This window comes from Sphingobacterium sp. JUb20, from assembly GCF_004342035.1.
GTDB lineage: Bacteria > Bacteroidota > Bacteroidia > Sphingobacteriales > Sphingobacteriaceae > Sphingobacterium > Sphingobacterium anhuiense.
In genome coordinates, this window is sequence record NZ_SLYV01000002.1 from 316694 (window position 1) to 342943 (window position 26250).

The window sequence follows — 26250 nt, forward strand, 5'->3', positions numbered from 1 at the left end:
GAAAAAAAAATGGAGAATTAGCTCAGCTGGTTCAGAGCATCTGCCTTACAAGCAGAGGGTCACTGGTTCGAACCCAGTATTCTCCACGCAAACAGGAGTGTTTCAAAATACTTAACGGAGAATTAGCTCAGCTGGTTCAGAGCATCCCGATACATCGGGAGTGGTCACTGGCAAATGAGATGGTTCATTGAAAGAAAAAAGGAGAATTAGCTCAGCTGGTTCAGAGCATCTGCCTTACAAGCAGAGGGTCACTGGTTCGAACCCAGTATTCTCCACGCAAACAGAAGTGTTTCAAAATACTTAACGGAGAATTAGCTCAGCTGGTTCAGAGCATCTGCCTTACAAGCAGAGGGTCACTGGTTCGAACCCAGTATTCTCCACATCAAAGCATCGATTTATCGATGCTTTTTTTATTTACTCCTATTTTTATGTATTTCCTATATATTTTATCGAAGCTAAATTGATCTAGCTGATTGCTTTCGCAATTGAAATTTACCTCATAGTAGTGTTGTCATTTTAAAGATGTTCAAACACGATGAGTTTTCATATAAACATTTATATATTTGATTGTATTATATAAACTTATTAGAAATGAATTTAAAATCTATTTCGGTAATAGCTTTTGTGTTCTTATCACACGTAACAATTTTTGCACAGGTGAAAAAGTATGATTGGAAAGAAGCAAACGAGGGTGGGTATACGTATCGTTACGTAACCAATGATCCTACAAATTCGCGTTTTTATACATTAAAAAACGGTCTTACAGTTATTTTGAGCCCTTCTAAAAAGGTACCTCGTATTCAGGCCTATATTGCAACGAAAGCAGGGAGTAAAACTGATCCTTCAGATCACACAGGCTTAGCGCATTATTTAGAGCACATGCTTTTTAAAGGGACTGATAAGTTTGGATCAAAAGATTGGGCAAAGGAAAAACCATTACTGGATCAGATCGATGGTTTATATGAACAGTATAACTCCACTAAGGATGAAGCCAAGCGTAAAGAAATTTATAAGCAGATCGATCAGGTTTCTGGCGAGGCAGCAAAATATGCTATTGCCAATGAATACGATAAATTGATGAGTGAGATGGGGGCTGAGGGAACAAATGCCTTCACTTCTTTTGAACAGACTGTCTATACTGAGGATATTCCCAATAACGTAATCGATAAGTTCCTAGCTGTACAAGCAGAACGTTTTCGTAATCCTATATTAAGATTGTTTCATACAGAATTAGAGGCTGTTTATGAAGAGAAGAATAGAGGGTTGGATAATGATGGACGTAAATCAGTAGAGGCCATGTTTGAAGCTATGTTTCCAAATAATAATTATGGAAAACAGACAACTATCGGTACCGTTGAACATTTGAAGAACCCTTCTTTGAAAGCGATTCGTGAATATTTTAATACGTATTATGTCCCTAATAATATGGGGGTAATTATGTCTGGTGACTTTGACCCAAATGAAGTAGTAAAGAAAATCGATCAGGCATTCAGTTATATGAAACCGAAAGAAATTCCAGCATATACTTTTGATGCTGAAAAAGACATCAAACAACCAATTGTTAGAGAGGTTAAAGGGCCAGAATCGGAATTTCTATTTTTAGGTTTCCGTTTCCCCGGTGCATCTACAAAAGATGCTCAAATGTTGAATTTGCTTGGAAACATGCTTACAAATGGTTCAGCAGGATTAATTGATTTAGATTTAGTGAAATCTCAAAAGTTATTGGGAGCAGGGGCTTTTCCATATGTATTGAAAGATTATTCGATGTTGATCATGCAGGCTAATCCAAGTCAAGGTCAATCTTTAGATGATGTGAAATCTTTGATTTTAGGAGAATTGGATAAGTTGCGTAAAGGTGATTTTTCTGATGACCTAATTACTTCCATTGTTAATAATGAAAAGAAATCAGAAATTTCACGAAATGAAAGCTATAGTAATCGTGCTGAGGAGTTAATGGATGCCTTTACTTCTGGGGTTGATTGGTCGACAGAATTGAGTTATTCAGATAACTTAACTAAAATCACGAAGAAAGATATAATGGATTTTGCTACAAAATATCTGAATGATAATAATTATGTAGTGGTCTATAAACGTAAGGGCATTGACGATAGCATTGTAAAAGTAGAGAAACCTCCTATTACGCCTGTAGTTGTAAATCGTGACGATCAATCATTATTTCTAAAGACTATTGCTGCAATGCCTGAAAGCAAAATTGCACCTGTCTGGTTAGATTACACTAAAGATGTACAAAAGGCTACCTTAAAAGGTCTTGATGTGATCGCGGTGCAAAATAAAGATAACGCATTATTTAGTTTAACTTATCGTTACGAGATGGGAAAATGGAATAATAAGTTATTAAGTATTGCCGCAGATTATTTAGAATTCTTAGGTACTAAAGAAAAAACCAGTGAAGATTTCAGCAAAGCATTTTATAAGTTGGCCTCAGATTTTTCAGTGTCTTCAGGTAATGAAGAAACACGTATTAATATTTCAGGTTTAAATGAAAATTTTGAACAAACAGTTGCGCTTATTCAAGATTTATTAAAAAATAGTGTTGGTGATCAAGAAGCATTGGAAGCTTATATCGGTCGTTTGAAAAAATCAAGAACAAATGCTAAAGAAAATAAGAACTTGATCATGGAAGGATTGAGATCATATGCAAAATATGGAGCTAAAAATCCTTTTAATAATGTTTTGACAGATCAAGAGCTGGATGCGATCAAAGCATCGGACTTAGTTACTATTTTACACGAGCTGGCAAATACAAAACATCAAATTTTATATTACGGGCCTAAGACTACTAGTCAATTGGTTGCTACTCTTAAACCTTTAAATTCGAATACCAATTTTGCTACAGTTCAGAAAGCAAATACTTTTGAAGAATTGCCTACCCCTAAAAATCAAGTGTTGTTTACTAATTTTGATATGAAGCAGGCGGAAGTTTTCTGGTTTAGAAATTCTGAAGTGTATAATTCAAAATATAGTCCTACTGTCGCATTATTTAATATGTATTTTGGTGGAGGTATGGGAAGCATCGTATTTCAAACGATTCGAGAATCTAAAGCTTTAGCTTATTCTACTTATGCTAATTTTGCTTCTCCTGTTAAAAAGGAAAATCATTATTCGGTAGGCGCATATGTCGGTACACAGGCCGATAAATTTAATGAAGCTGTTGTCGGTATGAATGAACTATTAAATGATTTACCTGATGCTCCAAAAGCTTTGGATATCGCTAAAGTTAGTTTAGTAAAATCATTGGCTAGTGACCGCATTACGAACGCAAATATTTTATCAAATTATCTAAGTGCACAGCGCTTGGGACTTACGGCAGATATTCGTAAAGATATCTATGAGCAAGCGCCAAAATTAAGTTTTACAGATCTGAAAACTTTTCATAATAAAGAAATGAGTCGTAAACCTTATGTTTATTGTATTGTTGCAAAAGATGAAAATATAAAAATGGAGGATCTGCAAAAACTTGGAGAAGTTAAGAAATTAACATTGCAAGAGTTATTCGGGTATTAAACTATTATAAAAAAGAAGAGCAGGATTTCCTGCTCTTCTTTTTTATAATAGTTTAATTTTGATGTTACGAAAAGAAACTTCATCAGTATGGTTTTGTAAGGCAATTTTTCCTTTTTGGAATTTACCGAAATCTGGATAGTTCTTCATATTGGTGCCAGCGACAAGATCTTTCCATTCCTGGGTGTTGGTTTCGTTTTCGAATGTTAACTTCCCATTTAACCAAAAGCTTACTTTTCCCTTGTTCTGTACAATTCTAGATTGATTCCATTCGTTGTAGGGATTAGGTTTTGAATTGGATCCTATGCCCTTTATTGCGTATAACGATCCAGCCCAATGTGTTGAATCTGTTTGATGCCGCGGTTCCGCATTGGCATTATCTAAAAGTTGCATTTCAAGTCCTGTAACAAATGTAGCGTCATATTTAGGATCCTCTTGAACATCTATAAATACGCCGCTATTGCCACCTTTGGCAACTTTCCAATCAAATTTTAAGTCAAAGTCTTGAAAAGTTTCATTCGAAACTAAATCTCCAAATACACCAGTTTTAACAGTTGGGTCGCAAAGAATAGCATCATCTTTTACCACCCATTTAGAGGATTGATTCCCTTTGTTGTAAATATGCCAATTGTTAATATCTTTTCCGTTAAAGAGGAGTTGCCAACCCTCTTCTTTTTCGATTGCACTTAGCGTATTATGTTTTGTAGTTTGTTTGCAAGACCATAGAAAGCCAATGGATAATAGGAGGTATGTAATTTTTAATTTCATATGATTTAGTTTTGGGAAAAATACAAATATTTGCGCTTTTATTGAATTAAAGCACAAGAGCCAATGCGTGTAAGCATTGGCTCTTGTGTTCTGTAAATTTTTAAAAATGAATAAGTTCATCTATTTGTTCATGAATGGCATTCCTTGTTTCAATATGTACAAATGTATTTTCTTCGCTTATTTCATTTTGAATATGAGGTAAAAAAATTTTTAATGGTAAAACATGCATACGTAGGTAATTACATATTCCGGTTAGATGATCTATCCCTCTTAAATTACCATAGCGTCCCGATGATATACCAACAAGAGCCGCTTTTTTATGGCAGAAGCTAATTGGGAAAGTACAGGCGTCAATGAAGACCTTGAGTACGCCTGGTATACTGCCATTATACTCTGGTGTGATAAAAATAAATTTATCGGCTTCAGATACCAGCTGTTGTATTTTTTTAAACTGGTCACTTCGTTGACCATATAAATCTGAGACGATAATATCTGCAGGAAGTTCTGTTAAAGGTAGTATTTGACAGCTTTCACCGCTTTTTTGTATGTAATCTTGATAGTATTGTGCAACTTTTAGCGTCTTACTTTTGGGGCGATTCGTTCCCGAAATTATTAAAATCATTGTCTAGTTGTAACTTATAAAAACCCAAGGAACAAAGTGGATGTATATCCTGATTTTTTGTATCTTAGCATCTTGAGGATCTATTCCTTTAGATACTTTCAAAAGTAAGAAATATGCATGATTTAAGTGTTTTTTTGCAGGGAAGAATTTATGAATGAACAGAATAATCCTTTTTTGTGACTTTAGGGGAACAAAATGACATTTTATAAAGAAAGAATTTCATTCGAAATGGGTAAAATTATATCAATTGCAAATCAAAAGGGTGGTGTTGGTAAGACAACAACATCAATCAATCTGGCAGCTAGTTTAGCTGTTTTAGAATATAAAACCTTATTGGTTGACGCTGATCCACAAGCAAACTCTACTTCTGGAATTGGATTTGATCCAAGAACCATTAAAGAAAGTATATATGAGTGTCTGGTAAATGATCTAGATCCACGTGATGCTATTCAAGCTACTGAAACTCCTAACTTGGACTTACTACCAGCTCATATTGATCTGGTAGGTGCTGAGATCGAAATGATTAATATGCACGAGCGCGAATATAAGATGAAAAAAATCTTAGATCAAGTAAAGGATGATTACGACTTTATCATTATTGACTGCTCTCCATCATTAGGTTTGATTACGATCAATGCTTTATCAGCTTCAAACTCAGTCGTAATTCCCGTTCAATGTGAATATTTTGCATTAGAAGGGTTAGGCAAGTTGCTGAATACAATTAAAATTGTTCAGACACGTTTAAATACTAGTTTGGAAATAGAAGGTATTTTATTGACCATGTACGATGTGCGATTACGTTTGTCTAATCAAGTCGTAGAGGAAGTTAAGACACATTTTACTGATTTGGTATTTGAAACGATTATCCAGCGAAATACACGATTAAGTGAAGCGCCAAGTTTTGGTATTTCTGTGATTATGCACGATGCATCCTGTAAAGGTGCAATCAACTATTTAAATTTGGCCAGAGAAATTTTACATAAGAACGGACATCTAAAAGAATTAGATTCAACAGTTACAATATAATATGGCAGCACAACAGCGAAAAACAGGTCTAGGAAGAGGATTAGGTGCCTTATTAAACGATAGTGCCGATATCCCTGAAAGAAATTCGGAGGTAGAAACATCCCGGGTAGAATCTGCTACAAAATCAAAAGAATCTGGCAATATTAGTACGGTTAATGTGGATACGATAGAAATGAATCCATTTCAACCCCGTACTGATTTTGATCCACAAGCGCTACAGGAACTGTCTGAATCGATCTTATTGCAAGGTTTAATTCAACCTATTACTGTTAGAAAAATTGGTGAGAATGCCTACCAGTTGATTTCTGGAGAACGCAGATACCGTGCATCAAAATTAGCTGGTATTACCGAAATTCCGGCATATATTCGGACAGCGAATGACCAACAGATGTTGGAAATGGCACTGATTGAAAACATTCAACGTGAAAATCTAAATGCGATTGAAGTAGCATTAAGTTTTCAACGGATGATTGAAGAGTGTAATCTGAAGCAAGAAGAATTGGGAGAACGTGTAAGTAAAAACCGTTCTACCGTAACCAATTATTTACGCTTATTGAAATTGCCACCTGTTATTCAAGCAGCGATCCGTGATGGAGAGTTAACGATGGGACATGCACGTGCGCTAATTAATGTAGGAGAGGTAGATAAACAATTATATATCTTTAAATTGATCGTTGACTTAGGATTGTCTGTTCGCAAGGCAGAAGAATTGGTGCGGGAGATTCAAAATGGCAATAAAAAGAAAGCACAAAAAGATAAGAATGTACCTAAATCATTTCAGTTTCAAAAGATTGAAGATGATCTGGCATCTAAATTTTCATCTCAGGTTAAGTTAAATTTAAAAAGTGCAAAAGGAAAAGGTGCGATCGAAATTCCTTTTGAGTCTGAAGATGATCTGAGCCGTATTCTGGAATTATTAGACTGGTAAGATGTATAAAATAATCAGTTTATTCTGTTCTATATTTATCTTTTTTGCTGCGCAGGCACAGAAAGTTGATACAAAAGATAAAGTTGCTTTAAAAACAGTTACTGCAACAGATTCAACGAAAAAAGTATCGGCAGTGCAGGATACAACAAAAAAAGAGAGCCGTAGGGAACGAAAAAAAAGAGAGAAGGCTGAAGAAGAAGCAAAAACACCCAAAATCTTTAAAGATTCAACACGTCTTGCTATTGAAGCCAAAACCGTTACCGCATGGAAGCGATCTTTAGTTTTGCCAGGATGGGGTCAATATACCAATAAGGGGTTGTGGTGGATCAAGGTTCCTGTAATTTATGGGGGATTTGCAACCACGGTACTTGTGTTTGACTTTAATAACCGTTACTACAAAGAACTTCTTAAAGAGCTAGATTTTCGCTATGATAACAATGGTAAAATAGATAATCCAGCGTATGCTAATGCTTCAGAGCAAGGGCTTATTAGTGCAAAGGACTATGCACGCCGTAATCGCGATCTTATGGTACTTTTAACTGTGGGGTTATACGGATTGAATGTGGTCGAAGCTTATGTGGACTCAATGCTAAAGAATCGATGGAGTGTAAGTTCTGAAAAGGTCGCATTTACCATTAGGCCAACTGTACTTCAGGGCCCATCAAATAGTTTTGCATTTAATGCCGTTCCAACTATGGGACTGAAATTATCCATGAAAATAAAATAAAAATTATATAACTTAAAGCTGTATTTGTGCGTTGTCGCATAGATTTATTTGGTCTTCTTTATTTAAATATGATCTAAAATAGATATGAAAATAGTATTATTCGGCTACGGAAAAATGGGCCAAATCATAGAAAAATTTGCTCAAAAGAGGGGGCATGAAATTCATTTGATCGTCAACAGCGAAAATCGTAATCTCATTACAGTGGATGAATTGGTTGATGCAGATGTTGCAATTGACTTTGGTGTTCCACAGGCAGCGATAGCTAATATGGAACTTTGCTTAGAAGCAAATCTTCCGATTGTAATGGGTACAACAGGCTGGTACGAGCATCTTGATACAATCAAGGAGAAATGTCTCTCTGTGGATGGATCTATCTTATATGGTTCTAATTTTTCGATCGGTGTAAATATCTTTTTTCATATCAATAAGATGTTGGCGAAAGCAATTCAGCCTTATAAAGCTTACGATGTACAGGTTGAGGAAATTCATCATATCCACAAATTGGACGCACCAAGTGGAACTGCTATTACAATAGCGGAGGGTATCCTGAACAATAGCGACACTAAAACTTCCTGGGTTAATTCTGTCGTTGGCGATGGAGAAGAGGAGGTTATTCCGAAAGCAGATCAATTGCTAATAGAGAGTCATCGTATTGAAGAAGTTCCAGGAACTCATACTGTTGTATATAGTTCTGAAGTAGATCAAATTGAATTTAAGCATACAGCACACAGTCGTGATGGTTTTGCTTTAGGTTCAGTAATTGCTGCTGAATGGTTATTTGGAAAGCAAGGATTTTATCAGGTGACAGAAATGTTTGATTTTAATCGGTAACTAAGTTGCCGATTTTGCGTTAAAAAATTAGGATTCTGTAACGAATCCATAGTCTATTATACTAATTGAAATATTAGATTATTAAACAATAAAATTTTAAGAAGCTTATGTGGTATATTATTTTTGCGGTCTTAACAGTAGTTGCTCATTACGGGCTTTGGAAATTATTTGTTAAGGCAGGAAGACCGGGATGGGAAGCATTAGTTCCTTTTTATCGGGAATATGTGATGGCTCAATTGACAGGTCGTGCAAAATGGATTGTTGTTCTTTTGCTAGTCCCAATCGTAAATATTTTTATTTTCTATGGATTGTATTTGGACCTTATAAAGGCATTTGGGAAAAGAAGGTTCTGGGAAAATACGGCAGCAGTTTTAGCTCCTTTTATTGTATTGCCTCTTTGGGGAAACGATCCTCTAGTAAAGTATTTAGGAAACCCAAATTCAGAGGAATTTAAAAAGAAATATTTTTATAAAAAATCAATGGCCCGCGAATGGGCAGATGCGATTGTTTTTGCAACAGTTGCAGCATCTTTAATTCGTGGTTTTTTGATTGAAGCGTATATGATTCCAACTGGATCCATGGAGCGAACATTGTTAGTCGGTGATTTCTTGTTCGTGAGTAAGTTGAATTATGGGCCTCGTATTCCAATGACACCTTTGGCATTTCCTTTTGCGCATCATACGATGCCGCTAACAGGCGGAAAAGCTTATTCCGAACTGATCGAACTTCCTTATAAACGTTTACCTGGTTTTCAGGATATCAAAAGAAATGATGTCGTAGTATTCAATTATCCTATGGAAGCCGATGCTCCTTACAACAGACCGGTTGATAAACGTGAGAACTACATCAAGCGTTGTGTAGGGATGCCTGGAGATGAAGTTTCAATGGCAAATGCAGTATTTTTTGTAAATGGTAAGCCTGGTTTTAATCCGCCAGAAGGACAATTAGATTATATTGTAGTAACGGATCAATCTGGTTTGGATCTGCGTGTGATGAAAGAAAAACGATTAGAAATGTCTGATACCGGACAACCTAACATTTATCAAGTTTTTATGACAGCAGATGAGGCTGCAATGGTCAAAGGTTGGATAAATGTAAAGGAAGTTGTTCCCAATATTCGTAAAGCAGGAGAAAATGAAGATGGAACTTTTCCTCATGTTGCATCTCTGAACTGGAATTTTGACAATTTTGGTCCTATTAAAGTTCCGAGTAAAGGATGGACAGTTCAATTAGATAGTGCAACAATGCCACTATATGAACGTGCAATCACTGTTTATGAAGGTAATAAATTAGAAAATAAGTCTGATGGTATTTATATTAATGGTGTAAAAGCTAATTCTTATACTTTCAAAATGAATTATTACTGGATGATGGGTGATAATAGACACAATTCATTAGATTCTAGAGGATGGGGTTTCGTGCCGGAAGATCATATAGTGGGTAAAGCATTATTTACCTGGTTAAGTCTTGATGAATTGGGATCGGGACTATCGAAAATAAGATGGAATAGAATATTCAAAGGAATAGAATAAACATAACAGCAAAAGAGGCTTTACATTTGTAAAGCCTCTTTTGTTTTATTTAAGTGCGTTTAAGTATCTTTTTATCGTTTCTTCTAAGCCTAAGTACAGGGCATCAGCAATTAGAGCATGTCCTATGCTTACTTCTAACAATCCCGGAATATGTTCGTTAAAGTAAGTTAGGTTATTTAAATCTAAATCATGACCAGCATTAATGCCTAATCCTACCTCTCTCGCTTTTAATGCGGCATGAAAATAAGGTTTGATCGCTTCATCTCTTTCATCTAAGAATGCTTGTGCATATGACTCTGTATAAAGCTCAATTCGGTCAGTACCCGTTTCTGCTGCTGCCTCAACCATATCTTCATCTGGATCCACAAAAATAGAAACTCGAATACCTTGATCTTTAAATAGTTTGCACATATCAGTCAGATATGCCTTATTTTTAATAGTATCCCAACCATGATTCGAAGTAATCTGTCCCTCTGCATCAGGAACTAATGTTACCTGAGCAGGTTTGTTCGCCAATACAAGATCTATAAATTTTTGTTCTTGACAATTACCTTCAATATTTAATTCTGTTTGAATATTGGCTTTTAAGTCAAAAACATCTGCATAACGGATGTGGCGTTCGTCAGGTCTTGGATGTACAGTAATTCCATTTGCACCAAAACGTTCACAGGCTAGAGCAGCTGCTAGTACATTTGGATTATTTCCGCCACGAGAATTACGTAGGGTAGCAATTTTATTGATGTTTACAGATAATGCAGTCATGTTGATTTCAATCTTTTAAGTAAAAATACAAAACAATTTGCATGCTTACTCATATTAGCAACAATTTGCTTGATAAAGAACAGATTCTTAAATTGATTTTTTTTAACTTGCATCTATATGGAAGGATTTGATTACAGCCTTTTTAGAGGTTTCCGGTTGCTCGATGTTATCGATATTATTTTAGTAGCGATTATTATTTACTATGTGTATAGTTTGATACGCGGGACCATTGCTGTTAATATATTAATTGGTGTCGCATTATTTTACGGAATATATATAATTGTTAAGCAGATGCATATGCGCTTGCTGACGGAAATATTTGGGGGCTTTATCTCTGTTGGTTCTATTGCCTTGATTGTTGTATTTCAACAGGAGATCCGGCGTTTCCTGTTACATATAGGGAAAAACATTTCGATGAAGCGAAAGAAGATCTTATGGTCTTTCCTAGTTAGTAAGCGGACAGTTGCAAAAGATAATTCTGAACACATGAGACCCATTATAGAAGCATGTCGCAGCATGTCAAAATCCCGTACGGGTGCGCTATTGGTTTTTTCTAAATATTTTGATGAAGAATATTATCAAAGCAGCGGCGAGTACATTGATGCACATATTTCAAAGCGCCTCATTGAAAGTATTTTTAATAAAAATAGCCCCCTACATGATGGAGCTGTAGTTGTTGTTGATTTTAAAATTATGTCAGCTTCTTGTATTTTACCTTTATCAGATAGCGAAGATCTGCCTTTGCAATTTGGCTTACGACATCGTGCCGCGATTGGGGTGACAGAGGTATCTGATGCTGTCGCTGTTATTGTATCAGAGGAAACGGGTGAAATATCTTTTGCAAAAGATGGCAATGTCAATATGAATATTACACATGAGGAACTCGCAGAATTGCTGAAAGAAGAATTATAAAAAAACGCCACTTTTTTCGAAGTGGCGTTTTTTATAGCATAATATTATTATTTACCAGCTTCTTGGATCACCTGGTTATTTAATTTAACGTACTCAGCATTATTCCCTTTTTGTGCAATTTCTACTCCTTTTTGAGCTGTTGCAATTGCACCTTTTTTATCGCCAGATTTTAATTGAATTTTAGCTTTCCAATAACGAACATATGGTGCATCAGGATTTTCTTTTTCAGCCTCATTTGCCCATGTTAATGCTTTATTAAGATCTAAATTATTACTTAGATAAAATTGTGCAGCCTGTAGATAAGGTTTTTTATCACCTTTCATTGCTTGATCAATATTAGCTAAAATCTCCTTCGTTTGATCGGTTTTAATTGTAAATTTCGTGTATGTGTTTTCCCAAGCTAATGATAGTGTAGCCGAATTAGTTGTTACATTTTCAAATTGCATGGTAAAAGTTTCTACCTTATTAGAAAGTTTTGTGGATTTTACATTAAAACGAACTAAATCATCTTTCTTATCGTAGGTATAGGCTCCCCACTGATTACTGTTTTTTGTTAATATGATTGTCCAGTCACCTTTAGTTGGGATAGTTAAAATACCATATGTTCCTGCAGGAACCCTATTTCCTTCTATTGTAACTTCTTCTTCAAATTTAATAATAGGAAGGTTATTAGCACCTGTTCTCCAAACTTCATTGTAAGGAACTAAATTACCAAAGATAACACGACCGTTTATGTTCGGTCTTTGGTATGTAAGCGCTATGTTTTTAATCCCTAAACCTTGAGTAATCGAAGTCGTACTACTTGCTTGCGGCAATTTTACTTGAGCAAAAGAAGTTGTAGAGATACTAAATGTGAGTACCGTCGCGGCGCACAGTGTTAAAATAGATTTTTTCATTTTGGAAACGTTTAATTTTTCCTAATTTACTCGTAAAAAATCAGAATAAAGAATTTTGATTATTAATAATAAGAGCCGGTAAATCATCTTTATCGGCTCTTATATTCTATATTTTTATAAACTGTTTAATAATTTTTGTGCTTCTTTCACTTGGTTTGGTATTGCTTTTTGATTGATGTTTTTATTTGAGAATCCAGCAATGGCATTATTTAATTTCTGTAATTGAGATGCTTTTAACTCTTTTTTCAAGATTCTTATTTTTTCAGCATCCTGAATCCCTTCGATTAATTTTTCGAAACGAATAGAAGTCATATTATCAGGATAAACAAAATAGGTATCGCCACCTAACCACGTTCCATAACGTGTATCTTGATTAGGATTTGAATTCCAGCAGTCAAATGCCCATCTTAAATAACCATCAAAACCTCTTTGAACACTGTGCCACGCTAACCAGGTTGCTTCTTGATATCCAGAATTAGTAAAAGTGTTCGGGAATATTTCTGAACAGCAAGTGTAAACAGTGGTTTTGTAACCTTTTTCCTGACGGGCTTTTAATACATCTGGAGCCATATCTTCTCCTAGAGTAATACTATAATCTGCAAATTCATTCGAAATTTGTGGATGATATCCACCGGCAAGAGATGATTTGAATTGGGGATCAGCTTCTTTGATAATAGCAATAGCACGTTTCATATCTTCCTGGGGTCTTTCATCCATGGCAATGGTTGTCCATTCGAAGTATCCTTTTTGTTTAAGGTGTTTTGCGAAATCTTTTAAAAGAGGTAACCAATGTGCTCTATATTTTGGATCATCAGTTTTTATTTTTAAAATTTCATATTTTCCGGTGTTTTCATCAAAATATTGGAAATTCATATTCCATGGAATCATGCTATAACAATTGATATATTCTGAAATTCCAATTTCACGCATGAAACTTACCCATTTATCAAAAATACTGTAATCATATGACCAAGAACCGTCCTTCTTTTTAGTCCATTTGATCATAGCTTGGTATTTATCATACGTTTGACCATTCCAAGGATCGTTGATGATACTTGCAGTGATATTTTTCTGACCAGCATCGCGTAACCTTTCATAATATGGTTTCATGACACTGAAGTGTGCAGGAGACCATAGCTCGACGTTATGATGCCGAGCAATAGAGTAAGGGTTTTGCCATAGATCTAAATGATAAGCCCAATCTTTTGCTTTAGGAAGTATATGTGATAATACCTCTACTGTATAAGGAATAGTGGTGTTATAATTTGTACCTTTTAGTGTAAGTGATCCTTTATAGATTCCAGGAGCTGCATCACGAGGAACTTGAATACTTAACCAGAGGGGTCTCGTGGTATTTTTATCATATTCAAAACTTGATTGATTGGTGATACGGTCTGCAACTAAAGCGGAATCTAGTATTTTACTGATACCGCAACCATTTTTTAAATCTCCAGGAAGGTCTGTCATTACATAAGAAATATACCCAGTAGTAATATCTTTTGTTCCGATTTCCTGCCCTTTGCTATTTTTTAACGGTGAAGAACTCACTTCAATTTTATCGTGATTTTGGTTACTCCAAAAGACTAATTGTGTATGTACTTTCTCACCTCTCCAAGCTTTTGTAATCCATGATTTACTTAGTGTTTCTAGGGTGGGTGGGTTTGTTTTGGAATAACTATAATCAGCTGTGCTAAAAGACAAGTTATTATTCTCTTTTAGACTGTTCCATTTTTCAGTTGTTTGAGGGGCTTTTGGATCTTTCAGTTCATTTATTCTCTGGGAATAGCCCTGTTGTGCATAAACGAATAGACCAAATAGTAAACAATAAAACGATTTTTTCATATTTAGGTGGATAAGAAAATAGCGATTATTTTTAAGAAATAATCGCTATTTGATTGTAATTAGTATTTTTTATTTCTGTCCGACTCTGTGGCCCTTTGTTGCGAAGTATAAGATATACAGATAAGCAGGAACCATAGCATAAAGAAATGCATGTTGAAAGTCAACATGTAAATTATCTTTTAAGTAACCATAAATTAGAGGCCAAATAGCTCCTCCGGCAATACCCATAATCATGATGGCTGATCCTGTTTTAGTAAAACGGCCTAGACCTTTAATACCTAGTGGGAAAATAGCAGGCCACATTAAAGAATTGGCAATACCTAAAAGGGCAACGAAAATGAATGAAGTGATTCCAGTTGTAAATACAGAAATAACAGTGAATAAAATACCAACAATAGTACAAACTCGTAATGCTAATTGTTGAGAAACAAATTTTGGTATTGCAATAATACCAACAATGTAACCTAAAAGCATACATCCTAATGTGAATGTTGTCGCATAGGTAACTAATGCACCATGGATATTTAATTCTCTTGCATAAACACCAATAATATCTCCAGCCATTACTTCTACAGCAACACAGAAAAAGATAGCTAAAGAGCCTAAGAATAGGTGTGGGAATTGGAATACACTTGTTTTTTTCTCTTTAAGAATAACTGCCCCATTCTCATCAGTATGTTCTTCTTCTGCATTTACATCCACCTCAGGTAAATGTGTTATTTTAATAACGATCGCAAATAAAACGAAGATAACAGCTAACGTAATGTATGGTGTATGTACGCGTTGTAATAAAGAATCTAGAATGGCATTTTTAGCTTCCATATCTACCGCGGCATCCAATTTAGCTGTTATAGCAGAAGAATCTTTTAAGAATAATGTACCAAATATTAATGGAACAATAATACCTGCAGATTTATTGAAAAAGCCAGCAATAGATATTCTTTGTGCAGCACTGTCAATAGGGCCAATGATACTTAAATATGGGTTAACAGCAGTTTGTAGCAATGCCATTGCAGAACCTTGAACAAAAATTCCTGTTAAGAAAAGAATATAGCTTCTACCATCTGCAGCAGGAATGAAAATTAAAGAACCAACTCCAAGTAAAATTAAGCTGAGAACTAATCCATTTTTAAAACCAATTTTTTTCAAAATCCAAGAACTTGGGATTGCTAAAAAGAAGTAAGCGATGTAAGAAGCAAATGTTACAAAAAAGGCTTGTAAATCTGTTTCTAAATTACAGGCAATCTTTAAGAATGGGATAAGTGTTCCATTTGCCCAAGTGACAAATCCTAAAATGAAGAATAAGGCACAACACATAGCCATGGGGCGAAATGCTGTTTTTCCTGAATTTGGTTGAGAATTCATTTTTTTAGTATCAATTAATTGTTTTTTAGATTATAAAATTAGAAAATAATGATTTTTATAGTGTCTCTATTCAAGATGTGCTTACACAATCGATTGATATTGGTTTATAATAAAAAATCATGCTTTCCATTACAAGACTAATTAAATAAATTCAATATAGGAAATAAAAAGAAGTGGTTTTTGAGATTATTTAGTAATATTTTCATTAGAAAAAAGGAGCATTATACCTAGTATAATACTCCTTTCTTGTAAAAACCGTATTTGTAAACCAATCCAGTTGGCTTCATTTATATTTAAGACAAGTAATAAGAATAAATGTTTTAAAATAATTTTATTTAGGTATAATAGCGACTGTCAATCTGGAAATACAATTTAAGTTACCCGATTCATCTGCAATTCGTACATCCCAAATATGAGTTTGTTTGCCAATGTGTACGGCTGTACAAACTGCGGTTACTAATCCTGTAGCAACCGGTCTCAAATGATTAGCATTAATCTCCAATCCCACGCCTTTATAAATATCTGGATCAATAATCAGATTGGATGCGATACTTCCTATTGATTCGGCTAGTACAACAGATGCTCCGCCATGCAGGATTCCAAATGGCTGTCTTGTTTTGTCATTCACGGGCATCGTTGCAGTAATGGAATGACTATCGATTGCCGTCGCTTTAATTTCGAGCAGACCGGTCATATATTGAGAGAGGATACCGTTTATCTGCTCAATGCTGTAATTCTGAAACCAAATCATGGACATTGTTTGAGTTGAAATAACGCTCTTGAATAATTATGCGGTGATGATTTAGGTGTCCGGCAATCACATATAATAAAGCTTTTACACTTGTAAGTCTTTCTGACGCCATTCCTTTTCTCTCCAATTCTGCCTCATTGAAGTTTTCGAAAAGAAACATATTTGCTTTTCTAAGATGTACAAATTCTTTACTTAGAGAGGCTAATGTGCGTTCGCTATATCTTGAGTTTTGGATAAAGTATTCTTGATCATACCCCAAAAGTTCTTTCATATCATTTCGAGAGAAGCGCAGGGCACGGTAAGCCATAATACGTTCATTATCCAAAATATGCCCTATAACCTCTTTAATAGACCATTTATCTTCAGCATAACGGTAATCGCCTTTTTCTTCAGGTATGGTATCTAGGAACGCTGGAAAGGATAAAATTTGTTCTTCCAGTACTTCCATGACATCGCCGACAACGGTCTCAATGTACGTGGAATACACCGCTGGGTATTCATCAGATTTCAGTGGGTTCATATGTTAGATTACTTTTTAATATTATTCTAAATGTTGTTCCTTTTCCTATTTCCGAGTCTTTGACAAAAATGTGGCCTTGATGATAATGTACCATTCTTTTGGTTAAACTCAGTCCCAATCCCCACCCTCGTTTGCGCGTGGTGAAACCTGGTTGAAATACCGTTTCAAAATTTGATCTGGGAATTCCTTTACCTGTATCACTAATGTCTATAAAAATTTCCTCTTTCGCAATATTTTCAGATATTTTAACAGTTATCTTTCCTTCTGATGCAATTGCGTTAACGGCGTTTTTCAGAAGATTCTCAATAATCCAATCAAATAAGGGAATGTTTAGTTTCGCTTCAACAAGTTTGTCACCCGTGAGCTCGAAGAGAATCTTGTCACTTGTTCTTACTTTGAAGTAACGAATGTAAGCGGCTATCACCTCATAAACATTCGCATTGTGAAGAACAGGTGTTGAACCAATTTTGGAAAAGCGATCGGCGACGATTTCTAAACGTTTAATGTCATTTTCCATCTCATTTAAAGTTTCGTCATCTTCTGCATCGAACTTTAATTTAATAAGCTCAACCCAGCCCATTAATGAAGAAATCGGTGTACCGAGCTGATGAGCAGCTTCCTTAGTCAAACCTACCCAGACTAAATTCTGTTCTGATTTTCGAATAGAATTAAAGACGGTATATCCAATAATTAGAAAGATAGCGATTAATGATAACTGAATATAAGGAAACACACGAAGTTGTTGTAGAAACCAGGAGTCTTTGTAATATACCATCCATTTTGCTCCATTGTCTAAATTTAAAATAATAGGAGCATGGCTTTTCTTCATGAAATTGAGTTGCTTCTCAAAGTAATGTGGATCGTAATCCAAATGATGGTTCGAGCTATCTTTTGCTGTTGTTTTAATGTTGGTTTTGGTCGAATCTAAATCCCTCCAGAATACAATATTATCCTTTTCATCGGTAATGATTGCAGGAACTGCTAGACTATCTCTTACCGAGTAGACGAACGTTATAAATTCATCGTCAACATCTGGCATGGTCATAATACTTTTTGTACTCATTGCCCATACTTCTGCTTTTGTTCGCTCTACCTTTGATAAATTTCGAACAAGGTAATTTGTGTACAAAAGCGAAGCCGCCGCGATGATGGCCGCGAAAATAAGCAAGAAAAATTTCCAACGTTGTTGGTTGTATTGATACGGATTCATATAAGTGATCAGGAATCTTGTTGCCGCAAATTAAGTAATTAAATGAAATTTACCTTTATCGGCAACATTTATCTATTCATAAACTCCCTGTTTTATTATTTTATTGTGGTTATCAGTGCTATAGTTTCATTGAAATGAAAATTTTGTGGTAATTTTGTGTCATGAGTTCTGAAAGAAAAGTAAGAGTGCGTTTTGCACCAAGTCCTACAGGTGGATTGCACCTTGGAGGAGTTCGTACAGCTTTATTTAATTATTTGTACGCGCGTAAACATCAAGGAGATTTTATTTTGCGTGTTGAAGATACTGATCAGACACGATTTGTTGCTGGTGCAGAAGAATATATTAATGAATGTTTAGCTTGGTGTGGCTTAACACCAGATGAAAGTCCTCTTAAAGGTGGCGATTTTGGCCCCTATCGTCAAAGTGAACGAAAACCTTCTTATCGCCAATTTGCGGAACAATTGATAGAAAAGGGATATGCTTATTATGCATTTGATACTTCGGCTGAATTGGATGAACAACGAAAAGAACAACCGAATTTCCGTTACAGCCATGAAAATAGATTGAAACTTAGAAATTCATTAAGTTTATCACAAGAAGAAACAGCAGAACTATTAGCCGCAGGTACACCCCATACGGTTCGTATCAAAGTACCAACAGATGAAACCGTTTCTTTTAATGATATGATTCGTGGACAAGTAAGTTTTGATACTAATCTTATTGATGATAAGGTTTTGTTAAAAGCTGATGGAATGCCTACTTATCACTTAGCTGTTGTCGTCGATGACAAAGCAATGGAGATTTCTCACGTTTTCCGAGGGGAAGAATGGTTACCTTCTGCTCCTGTACATGTTTTATTATGGGAATATTTAGGATGGAATGATGAAATGCCAAAATGGGCACATTTACCATTAATATTGAAGCCCGATGGTAATGGTAAATTGAGTAAGCGTGATGGTGACCGATTAGGTTTTCCTGTGTATGCTATGAATTGGAAAGATGCGCAATCAGAGACTGTAACGCAGGGATTCCGTGAAATGGGATTTTTGCCGGAAGCATTTGTCAATATGTTAGGTGTACTGGGATGGAATGATGGTACAGAACAAGAATTGTTTTCTTTAGATGAATTGATCGCAAAATTCTCAGTAGAGCGTATTAGTAAAGCTGGAGCAAAATTTGATTTTGAAAAGGCGAAATGGTTCAACCATGAGTGGATCAAAAAATCGTCTAACGAGGATTTATTGCCACAGATTAAAGCCCTGTTAACATTGCATAACGTGCAAAAGGTAGCCGATCATTTTGTTACTGAAGTTTTAAGTGCAGTGAAAGAGCGTTTGACTTTTGTTTCGGATTTTTGGGAACAAGCATCATTCTTCTTTGTACAACCAGAAAATTATGACCTAGCTGCTGTTAAACCTAAATGGTCTGCTGAGAAAACGGATTTCTTTCAGAAAGTTAATAGCGAATTTGGTGAATTTGAGTCTTGGGATGCTTCAGCATTGGAAGCGTACTTTAAAGGTGCTATTCAGGAGTCAGGCATGAAAATGGGTGAATTGATGATGCCTTTCCGTATTATGTTAGTGGGAGGTAAATTTGGTCCAGATGTGTTCCAAATCGTTTCATTATTAGGACAAGAAGAAGTAATAGCTCGTGTTAATAAAGCTTTAGTAGCTTTTACAGCTGAATAAGAGCACTGATATATATGATAAGCCCCCCATGCGTTGTATGGGGGGCTTTTTTTGAGCAACTAACCCAGTAGCTCTTGAATATCTTCTGAAGAGAGTGATTTGATAAAACTTTCTTCAGTGGTAATTAAACTTTGAGCAATGGAACGCTTCCTGTTTTGCATTGCAAGTATTTTCTCTTCGACAGTATCTTTTGAGATGAATTTGTATATAAAAACATTTTTTGTTTGTCCAATACGGTGAGATCTATCAACAGCTTGTTGCTCCACAGCAGGATTCCACCATGGATCTAAAATAAATACATAGTCCGCTTCAATAAGGTTTAGGCCTACACCGCCGGCTTTGATGGATATTAAAAACAGCTTGGTGTCTTTATCTTCTCTAAATTGACTAACAGCTTCGTCCCTATTTTTTGTGCTTCCATCCAAGTAGGCATAATTAATACTTTTTTTGTCAAAATAGCTTCTGAAAATATTCAACTGCTTGACGAATTGAGAGAAAATCAATACTTTATTACCATTTTGAAGTACTTTTTCAAGTGTTTCAATGACAGTATCGAATTTACCCGAATTGCCTGTGTATTCCTGATCAACCATTTTCGGGTGGTTGGCAAGTTGTCTCAATTTAATCAATCCTTGTAATAATGCGATCTGATTTGATTTTGCTTTTCCTGCGAGCTGATTGTCTAAAATGGCATTACGATATTCCGATTTAACCTTTTCATACAGTTCATGCTGTTTCTCTGACATTTCGCAGTAAAGGACCTGTTCTGTTTTTGGAGGTAATTCCGTTGCTACTTGATCTTTAGTTCTGCGTAAAATGAACGGTTTAACTATAGTTTGAAGTCTTTTTGCTTTTTCTTCATCCTTTTTCTTTTCGATTGGTTGAACAAATTCTTTTTGAAAATAAGTATAACTACCCAAGAGGCCTGGATTTGTAAAATGCATCTGTGTCCATAAATCAGAAACAGAATTTTCTACGGGTGTTCCGCTTAATGCTAATTTATGTTGACTTTTTAGACTTTTGATCGCTTTAAATGATTTTGATGTTGGATTTTTAATGTTTTGACTTTCATCAAGAATGATATAGTTGAAGTAAAACTGATTTAAAAATTCCTCATCAATACGAGTGATACCATATGTAGTAATGACCAGATCATACGGAGAAAGCAAATGTGGGTCTTTTAATCTATTATTTCCCGTATGCAGATAAATCTTAAGATCAGGAGCAAATTTAGTAGCCTCATTTTGCCAATTGTAAATTAATGAGGTTGGCAATATTAGTAAAGATGTTCTGACAGCATGGTCTGCTATTAATATTTCTTTTTGATGTTGCAGTAGGGCTAATGTTTGAATAGTTTTACCAAGACCCATATCATCTGCCAAGCATCCTCCAAATTTATATTGCTGTAAGAAATTGAACCAATTGTAGCCAGCCCTTTGATAAGGTCGGAGTTGACCATGAAAATTTTTAGGTAATGGTGCATCAGCGATTTCTTCGAAATCAGCTAATTTTTTTAATTTTCGACTAAAGGTAAGTTCTGTATGTTCACTGATTTCATACAGCAAGCCCAGATGAATTTTATTTAATTTTAATTCATTCTTATCCCTAGAGAATTGAAATAAGTGATTGTATTGTGCAAACCACTCTTCAGGTATCATCGCGATCTCTCCATTGGGTAAAGTAAATTCTTTAATGTTATGAAGGATATGATGACGCAATTGAATAAAAGGAATTTCAAAAGGACCAAATTTTGCGATCGCTTTGATATCAAACCAGTCGTTATCCTCATTGATGGATATATCAATGGAAGTTTGGCCGATGAAGAATTTCTTTTCGGCTACATCCTGAATGATTTCAAACCCTTTTTCCCGCAATACCAAATCATTTTGACTTATCCAATCAAAAATAGAAGGCCGTTTTCCAAGTATTTCTTTTGGCAGTAAATCATTAGAGTGGGGATATAGTTTTTCTAACCCAAGCTCAGTAATGATCTTTGCCTGATTTTCTTCCCAAATAATCGATCTTTTTATACGATGGAAAGTATACAGATCATTTTCCTCATCATATTCCATACGAACATTGACCTTATTGTCTTTTCCAGACGAAAAGATATATGGCCCATATTGAAACTGCAATTCAACATGCGAATCACCTTCCTCATGATAGATTAATTTTAATATTGGGTTGGCATTATGTTGATGGGTTTTGATCTCAAAGCCTTCAGCATATACATTATATTTCTCTATTAAGCTACAAACAAAAGTTTCAAAATATTTTTTCTCGGTACTTCTGGATACAGATATGAATCTTTTATTTAAAAAAGGGCTGAGTTTTTTCCCCTCTAATTGTTGGTCGAAGTGGAATAGGGTATTGTTTAAAAGTAGCCAAGCTTGTTCATTGACAATGACTTGTGCGTTCTTAAACATGAATTCCATACGATGGTCTTCATATTTAATCGTTGGAAAATAGCGGGTTTCCTCTTCATTTCTTCTAAAATGGAAAAGTACGGAAGCGGGTTGAGGAGCAATCAATAGTTTTTGATCTGCAGGATAACCATCTTTGCTCATGAGGAATATAGGCTTCTCTCCAACAAGGGCAAAGAATTGTAACAATACCTGATCAATTTTTGTTCTTAATAATTCATACAGATTTTTATCAAATACTTTTGAAAAAAAGTCTACGGGTCTTATTGCTTTTTTATGGAACTTTTTAATAAGGCTTGTTTGCTCAATTTCATCTAATAATCGGATTAATTTATAATCCAATTCATCGACCGCTTGCGCATATTCATTGACTGTATTGCTAAATACGCGTTGATATCGAAGTGAATATGTCCCATTTGGATTTAACTTAACCACATGTGGTTCTATTAAATAGCCCAAGTAAGGATGTTCGCAGATTGAATAAACAATTCGGTGTGATGAAGATAACTTTGTTTGTTGCATTAATATATTCGTACCTCTAAAAAGGTTTCTAATATACAGATTAATCTATATGATGTGGCTAAAATTTGTTAATAAATTTATGCTCAATGAACATAAACGTGGATTTTGTTTATGTTCATCAAGTAATATTTGACTTTTTAATAAATTTTTTGGTCAGTCAAAGATGGGGAATTAAATCATTCCTTCGAAAACAAATGTGGCAGGGCCCTTCAGGTAAACTTCTGTAAAGGAAGTTCCGTCTTTAAGAAAGGAAATATACAATTGACCTCCTAATACACGGATAGGTATTGTTATTTGTCCATTTAGATTTTCGTGAAGAGCTATAGTCATTGCTGCTGCAGTTGCTCCGGTGCCACAAGCAAATGTTTCATCTTCAACACCTCGTTCAAATGTACGTAAGAAATATCCGGAGTCGCCTTCTTTTTCGATAAAATTGACGTTGATACCCTTTGTTTTGTAGATTTCATTGTTTCGAATCTCATAACCTGCCTTGAAAACATCTAAATCAACCAGATTATGCATAAACTTAATATAGTGAGGGGAGCCTGTATTGATGACGTATGCCTCTCCATCACGGCTTATTTCTTGTACATCAATCATCTGCAGATCAATCAAATTATTTTCTAAATTGGCATGATGACTTCCGTCTACTGCCAAAAAGTCAGTTTTGTCAGATATTAATTTGAGATCTCTAGCAAATGCAACAATACACCGGCCCCCATTGCCACACATAGTTCCTTCTCGTCCATCCGAATTGTAATAAATCATCTCAAAATCAAAGTTTTCTTTTTCTTGCAATAACATCAGGCCATCTGCACCGATACCAAATCTTCGGTCACAAAGCTTTTGTATCAAACCCTCATTCTTACTGTCGAAATGAAGCTTTCTATTATCAATTAGAATAAAGTCATTGCCGGCGCCTTGGTATTTTGAAAATTTAATTTTTGATTCCATTTGAGTGATTGTATCTAGCAAAATTAACTTTTCTGTTACAGATAACATAGGGAAAGTTAAGTTTTGTTAAAATAGTCTTTCATAGTCTTTAATTAACATTTTTTAACGTGTCTAATTTGCAGAGAATATTGAAATGGTACTAGATTTGAAAAGTATCTGTTATATTTATGTAGAATAAATTTTCGGGATAAATATCAATTTGAAGTATATCATATTTAATAAAAAATTTAGAAGCTATAGTTTATGAACAAAGTAAGTTTAACTTTATTAACAGCAGTCTTCGGTGGAGCCGTAGCCCTTGGGGGTTATAAGCTTTTTGAAAATAAAAAGTTTGAAGGAATGTCTATCGAAGACAAACAGAAAGTATATTTTGCGAACAATCCAACTGGAGTGATGTCCTCAACAGGAAATCCTGATTTTACACAAGCTGCTGCTATTGTGTCTCCGGGGGTAGTTCATATTAAAACAACATATACGAGACAAGCGCCTCAAGGTGGTGGATCGGGTTCTCCTTTCGACATGTTTGAAGAGTTTTTTGGAACACCGCAGGGCCGTGGTCGTCAACAGAGACAGGCACAACCTGTCCAAGCGTCAGGTTCTGGAGTAATAATAACAGAGGATGGTTATATTGTAACAAATAATCACGTTGTGGAGGACGCCGATAAGATTGAGGTTGTCTTGACAGATAAACGTTCCTTTGAAGCAAAAGTAATAGGTCGCGATCCAAATACGGATTTGGCCCTTCTTAAAGTGACGGGTAAAGGTTTGCCTGTCGTGAAGCTAGGGAATTCGGATAATGTCAATATCGGAGAATGGGTTTTAGCGGTAGGATATCCACTGGGATTACAGTCTACAGTAACTGCAGGTATAGTGAGTGCTAAAGGTCGTCAGATTGGGATCTTAGGTGAAAGTCAACAACAACCAAGAGGATATGGAAATCAGGACCAACCTCCTGTGAATTCTTCAATTGAGTCTTTTATCCAGACAGATGCCGTTATTAATAGAGGTAATAGCGGGGGAGCATTGGTTAATGCACAGGGTGAGTTAATCGGTATTAATTCAGCAATAGCATCACCAACAGGGGTTTATGCTGGATATGGTTTTGCAATACCAGTTAATTTAGTTAAAAAAATTGTTGACGATTTTATTGAGTTTGGAAATGTTAAGCGTGGATACATTGGTATTACCTTTACTGAAATTACACCAGAGTTAGCGAAAGAAAAAGGATTTACAGATGTGAATGGTCTGTATGTTCAAGATATCGTTAAAGGTGGAGCTGCTGAAGCTGCAGGAATTCAGAAAGCAGATTTGATTACGAAAATTAATGGTAAAGTGATTACTTCTTCGCCAGTTCTACAAGAAACAATCGGTAGATTACGTCCTGGAGATAAAGTTAAATTAACGTTTAAGCGCGATGGAAAAGAGAAAGAGGTGACGGTAACTTTAAAAGGCGAAGAAATTAATAAAGCTGCAGCTGGTGATAAATCAAGTAAAAGTGCTACCGAAATTTATAATAAGTTAGGTGCTAGCTTCATGCCTGCTTCTAGTGAGAAGAAAAAAGAATTAGGAATTAACTCAGGTGTTGTAGTGACGCAAATAAATAAAGGTGGTGTATTTGAATACTTTGGAGTAGAAAGAGGATTAGTGATAACAGAGGTGAATGGGGTTCCAGTTAATAATGTTGATGAAATTGAAGCGGCATTAGGTAAAACAAAACGTAATATTGTAAGCTTAAAAGGAGTTCCTGAGCGTGGAAGTACTGTTATTATTAATGTTCCTATTGAATATTAATTAGATTTTAGGTTGGTTATGGAAAGGTGGTTTCGGAATCGAAATCACCTTTTTTTAGTTTATATATACCACTTATAATAGCAATATTATCATTATTTTTAAGGCATGAAAATTTTAATGGTTTGTTTAGGAAATATTTGTCGCTCACCATTGGCACATGGTATTCTGAGCCATATGGCAAAGGAAGAAGGTTTAGATTGGACAATTGAATCTGCTGGAACAGGAGACTGGCATATTGGTCAAAGCCCAGACCGTAGATCTATCGCTGTGGCTAAAAAATATGCAGTAGATATTTCACAACAAAAGGCAATGCATTTTAATCCTAGTTTATTTGAAATCTATGATCATATTTTGGTAATGGATCACCAAAATTATAAGGATGTCGTTGCACAGGCATCAACAAAAGAAGAAAAAGATAAAGTTGCTTTATTTTTAGTTAATGATATTGTTCCCGATCCCTATTTTGATGAAAGCTTATTTGAACCTGTTTATAAGATGATCGAAGCTCGTTGTAAAGAATTAATCAAAGCGTGGAAGTAATAATATGAAATGTCTAGAACCCCATATTTTCAGGAGATAGGTACATCTTGCTAATCTCGCGCTGAGATCTACTTGAGGTAAAATTGATAATCTGAATGTACTATGTTTCATATTCACA

At 35.3% G+C, this 26250-nt stretch carries 21 protein-coding genes and 3 tRNA genes; 13 read left to right on the plus strand and 11 right to left on the minus strand.

The window, feature by feature from the left end; genetic code table 11:
* The first annotated feature begins 11 nt into the window (after positions 1-11).
* The 4 genes from EDF66_RS04570 (at position 12) to EDF66_RS04585 (ending at position 3525) form a co-directional block, all read left to right on the plus strand.
* Positions 12-86 (plus strand) — tRNA-Val (locus tag EDF66_RS04570).
* 114 nt (positions 87-200) lie between these two features.
* A tRNA-Val gene (locus tag EDF66_RS04575) sits at positions 201-275 on the plus strand.
* 30 nt (positions 276-305) lie between these two features.
* Positions 306-380: transfer RNA gene (locus EDF66_RS04580), tRNA-Val, on the plus strand.
* A 211-nt stretch (positions 381-591) separates the two neighbouring features.
* Entirely contained in the window at positions 592-3525 is a 2934-nt protein-coding gene (locus tag EDF66_RS04585; protein WP_132840953.1) for a M16 family metallopeptidase, read from the plus strand.
* Positions 3526-3567: 42 nt separating this feature from the next.
* Here the strand turns inward: EDF66_RS04585 and EDF66_RS04590 are convergent, their stop codons facing one another.
* Both EDF66_RS04590 and EDF66_RS04595 read right to left on the minus strand, forming a co-directional pair.
* The gene (locus tag EDF66_RS04590) at positions 3568-4290 is read right to left on the minus strand and encodes a DUF1080 domain-containing protein (RefSeq protein WP_165902367.1); all 723 of its coding nucleotides are present in this window, start codon (positions 4288-4290) and stop codon (positions 3568-3570) included.
* A 100-nt stretch (positions 4291-4390) separates the two neighbouring features.
* Entirely contained in the window at positions 4391-4912 is a 522-nt protein-coding gene (locus EDF66_RS04595; RefSeq protein ID WP_021188019.1) for an NADPH-dependent FMN reductase, read from the minus strand.
* A gap of 228 nt (positions 4913-5140) precedes the next feature.
* Between EDF66_RS04595 and EDF66_RS04600 the strand changes: the two genes are divergently transcribed.
* The 5 genes from EDF66_RS04600 (at position 5141) to lepB (ending at position 9956) form a co-directional block, all read left to right on the plus strand.
* Positions 5141-5938 carry a ParA family protein gene (locus EDF66_RS04600; RefSeq protein ID WP_132769363.1) on the plus strand — a complete coding sequence of 266 codons (798 nt, stop codon included), beginning with the start codon at positions 5141-5143 and terminating at the stop codon, positions 5936-5938.
* 1 nt (position 5939) lies between these two features.
* On the plus strand, positions 5940-6866 hold the full coding sequence (locus EDF66_RS04605) for a ParB/RepB/Spo0J family partition protein (protein ID WP_021188018.1): 927 nt from the start codon (positions 5940-5942) through the stop codon (positions 6864-6866).
* Between the two features lies 1 nt (position 6867).
* Positions 6868-7593: a DUF5683 domain-containing protein gene (locus EDF66_RS04610; protein ID WP_132840957.1), complete on the plus strand. Its 726-nt coding sequence runs from the start codon at positions 6868-6870 to the stop codon at positions 7591-7593.
* 84 nt (positions 7594-7677) lie between these two features.
* On the plus strand, positions 7678-8424 hold the full coding sequence (dapB, locus tag EDF66_RS04615; RefSeq protein WP_132840958.1) for a 4-hydroxy-tetrahydrodipicolinate reductase: 747 nt from the start codon (positions 7678-7680) through the stop codon (positions 8422-8424).
* A 107-nt stretch (positions 8425-8531) separates the two neighbouring features.
* A complete protein-coding gene (lepB, locus tag EDF66_RS04620; RefSeq protein WP_132769357.1) occupies positions 8532-9956 on the plus strand; it encodes a signal peptidase I in 1425 nt (474 codons plus the stop codon).
* Between the two features lie 45 nt (positions 9957-10001).
* Here lepB and EDF66_RS04625 read toward each other — a convergent pair whose 3' ends face one another.
* A complete protein-coding gene (locus EDF66_RS04625) occupies positions 10002-10718 on the minus strand; it encodes a pyridoxine 5'-phosphate synthase (protein ID WP_021188016.1) in 717 nt (238 codons plus the stop codon).
* Positions 10719-10835: 117 nt separating this feature from the next.
* Between EDF66_RS04625 and cdaA the strand changes: the two genes are divergently transcribed.
* A complete protein-coding gene (gene cdaA, locus EDF66_RS04630; RefSeq protein WP_021188015.1) occupies positions 10836-11630 on the plus strand; it encodes a diadenylate cyclase CdaA in 795 nt (264 codons plus the stop codon).
* Positions 11631-11677: 47 nt separating this feature from the next.
* Here the strand turns inward: cdaA and EDF66_RS04635 are convergent, their stop codons facing one another.
* The 6 genes from EDF66_RS04635 to EDF66_RS04660 all read right to left on the minus strand — a co-directional run bounded on the left by EDF66_RS04635 (position 11678) and on the right by EDF66_RS04660 (position 18214).
* Positions 11678-12526, minus strand: a complete 849-nt coding sequence (locus EDF66_RS04635; RefSeq protein ID WP_132840959.1) for a DUF2911 domain-containing protein — start codon at positions 12524-12526, stop codon at positions 11678-11680.
* Between the two features lie 114 nt (positions 12527-12640).
* Positions 12641-14368, minus strand: a complete 1728-nt coding sequence (locus tag EDF66_RS04640; RefSeq protein WP_132840960.1) for a DUF4091 domain-containing protein — start codon at positions 14366-14368, stop codon at positions 12641-12643.
* Between the two features lie 69 nt (positions 14369-14437).
* On the minus strand, positions 14438-15733 hold the full coding sequence (locus EDF66_RS04645) for a sugar MFS transporter (RefSeq protein ID WP_021188012.1): 1296 nt from the start codon (positions 15731-15733) through the stop codon (positions 14438-14440).
* Between the two features lie 331 nt (positions 15734-16064).
* Positions 16065-16484 (minus strand): hotdog fold thioesterase, encoded by a 420-nt coding sequence (locus EDF66_RS04650; RefSeq protein WP_132840961.1) that lies wholly within the window; start codon positions 16482-16484, stop codon positions 16065-16067.
* Entirely contained in the window at positions 16456-17004 is a 549-nt protein-coding gene (locus tag EDF66_RS04655) for a DinB family protein (RefSeq protein ID WP_132769349.1), read from the minus strand. The genes EDF66_RS04650 and EDF66_RS04655 overlap by 29 nt, the downstream gene beginning before the upstream one ends.
* Positions 16985-18214, minus strand: a complete 1230-nt coding sequence (locus EDF66_RS04660; RefSeq protein WP_132840962.1) for a sensor histidine kinase — start codon at positions 18212-18214, stop codon at positions 16985-16987. The genes EDF66_RS04655 and EDF66_RS04660 overlap by 20 nt, the downstream gene beginning before the upstream one ends.
* 161 nt (positions 18215-18375) lie before the next feature.
* Here EDF66_RS04660 and gltX point away from each other — a divergent pair, with 161 nt between their 5' ends.
* Positions 18376-19902, plus strand: coding sequence for a glutamate--tRNA ligase (gltX, locus tag EDF66_RS04665; protein ID WP_132840963.1), 1527 nt, complete (start codon positions 18376-18378; stop codon positions 19900-19902).
* Positions 19903-19961: 59 nt separating this feature from the next.
* Here the strand turns inward: gltX and EDF66_RS04670 are convergent, their stop codons facing one another.
* Positions 19962-22847 (minus strand): DEAD/DEAH box helicase, encoded by a 2886-nt coding sequence (locus EDF66_RS04670; protein WP_132840964.1) that lies wholly within the window; start codon positions 22845-22847, stop codon positions 19962-19964.
* A gap of 171 nt (positions 22848-23018) precedes the next feature.
* Complete coding sequence (gene dapF / locus EDF66_RS04675; RefSeq protein ID WP_132840965.1) at positions 23019-23801, minus strand: diaminopimelate epimerase; 783 nt, start codon at positions 23799-23801, stop codon at positions 23019-23021.
* Positions 23802-24044: 243 nt separating this feature from the next.
* Between dapF and EDF66_RS04680 the strand changes: the two genes are divergently transcribed.
* Together EDF66_RS04680 and EDF66_RS04685 are read left to right on the plus strand one after the other, a co-directional pair.
* Entirely contained in the window at positions 24045-25592 is a 1548-nt protein-coding gene (locus tag EDF66_RS04680) for a Do family serine endopeptidase (protein ID WP_132769341.1), read from the plus strand.
* A gap of 105 nt (positions 25593-25697) precedes the next feature.
* Positions 25698-26132, plus strand: coding sequence for a low molecular weight protein-tyrosine-phosphatase (locus EDF66_RS04685; RefSeq protein WP_132769339.1), 435 nt, complete (start codon positions 25698-25700; stop codon positions 26130-26132).
* The last annotated feature ends 118 nt before the right edge of the window (positions 26133-26250 follow it).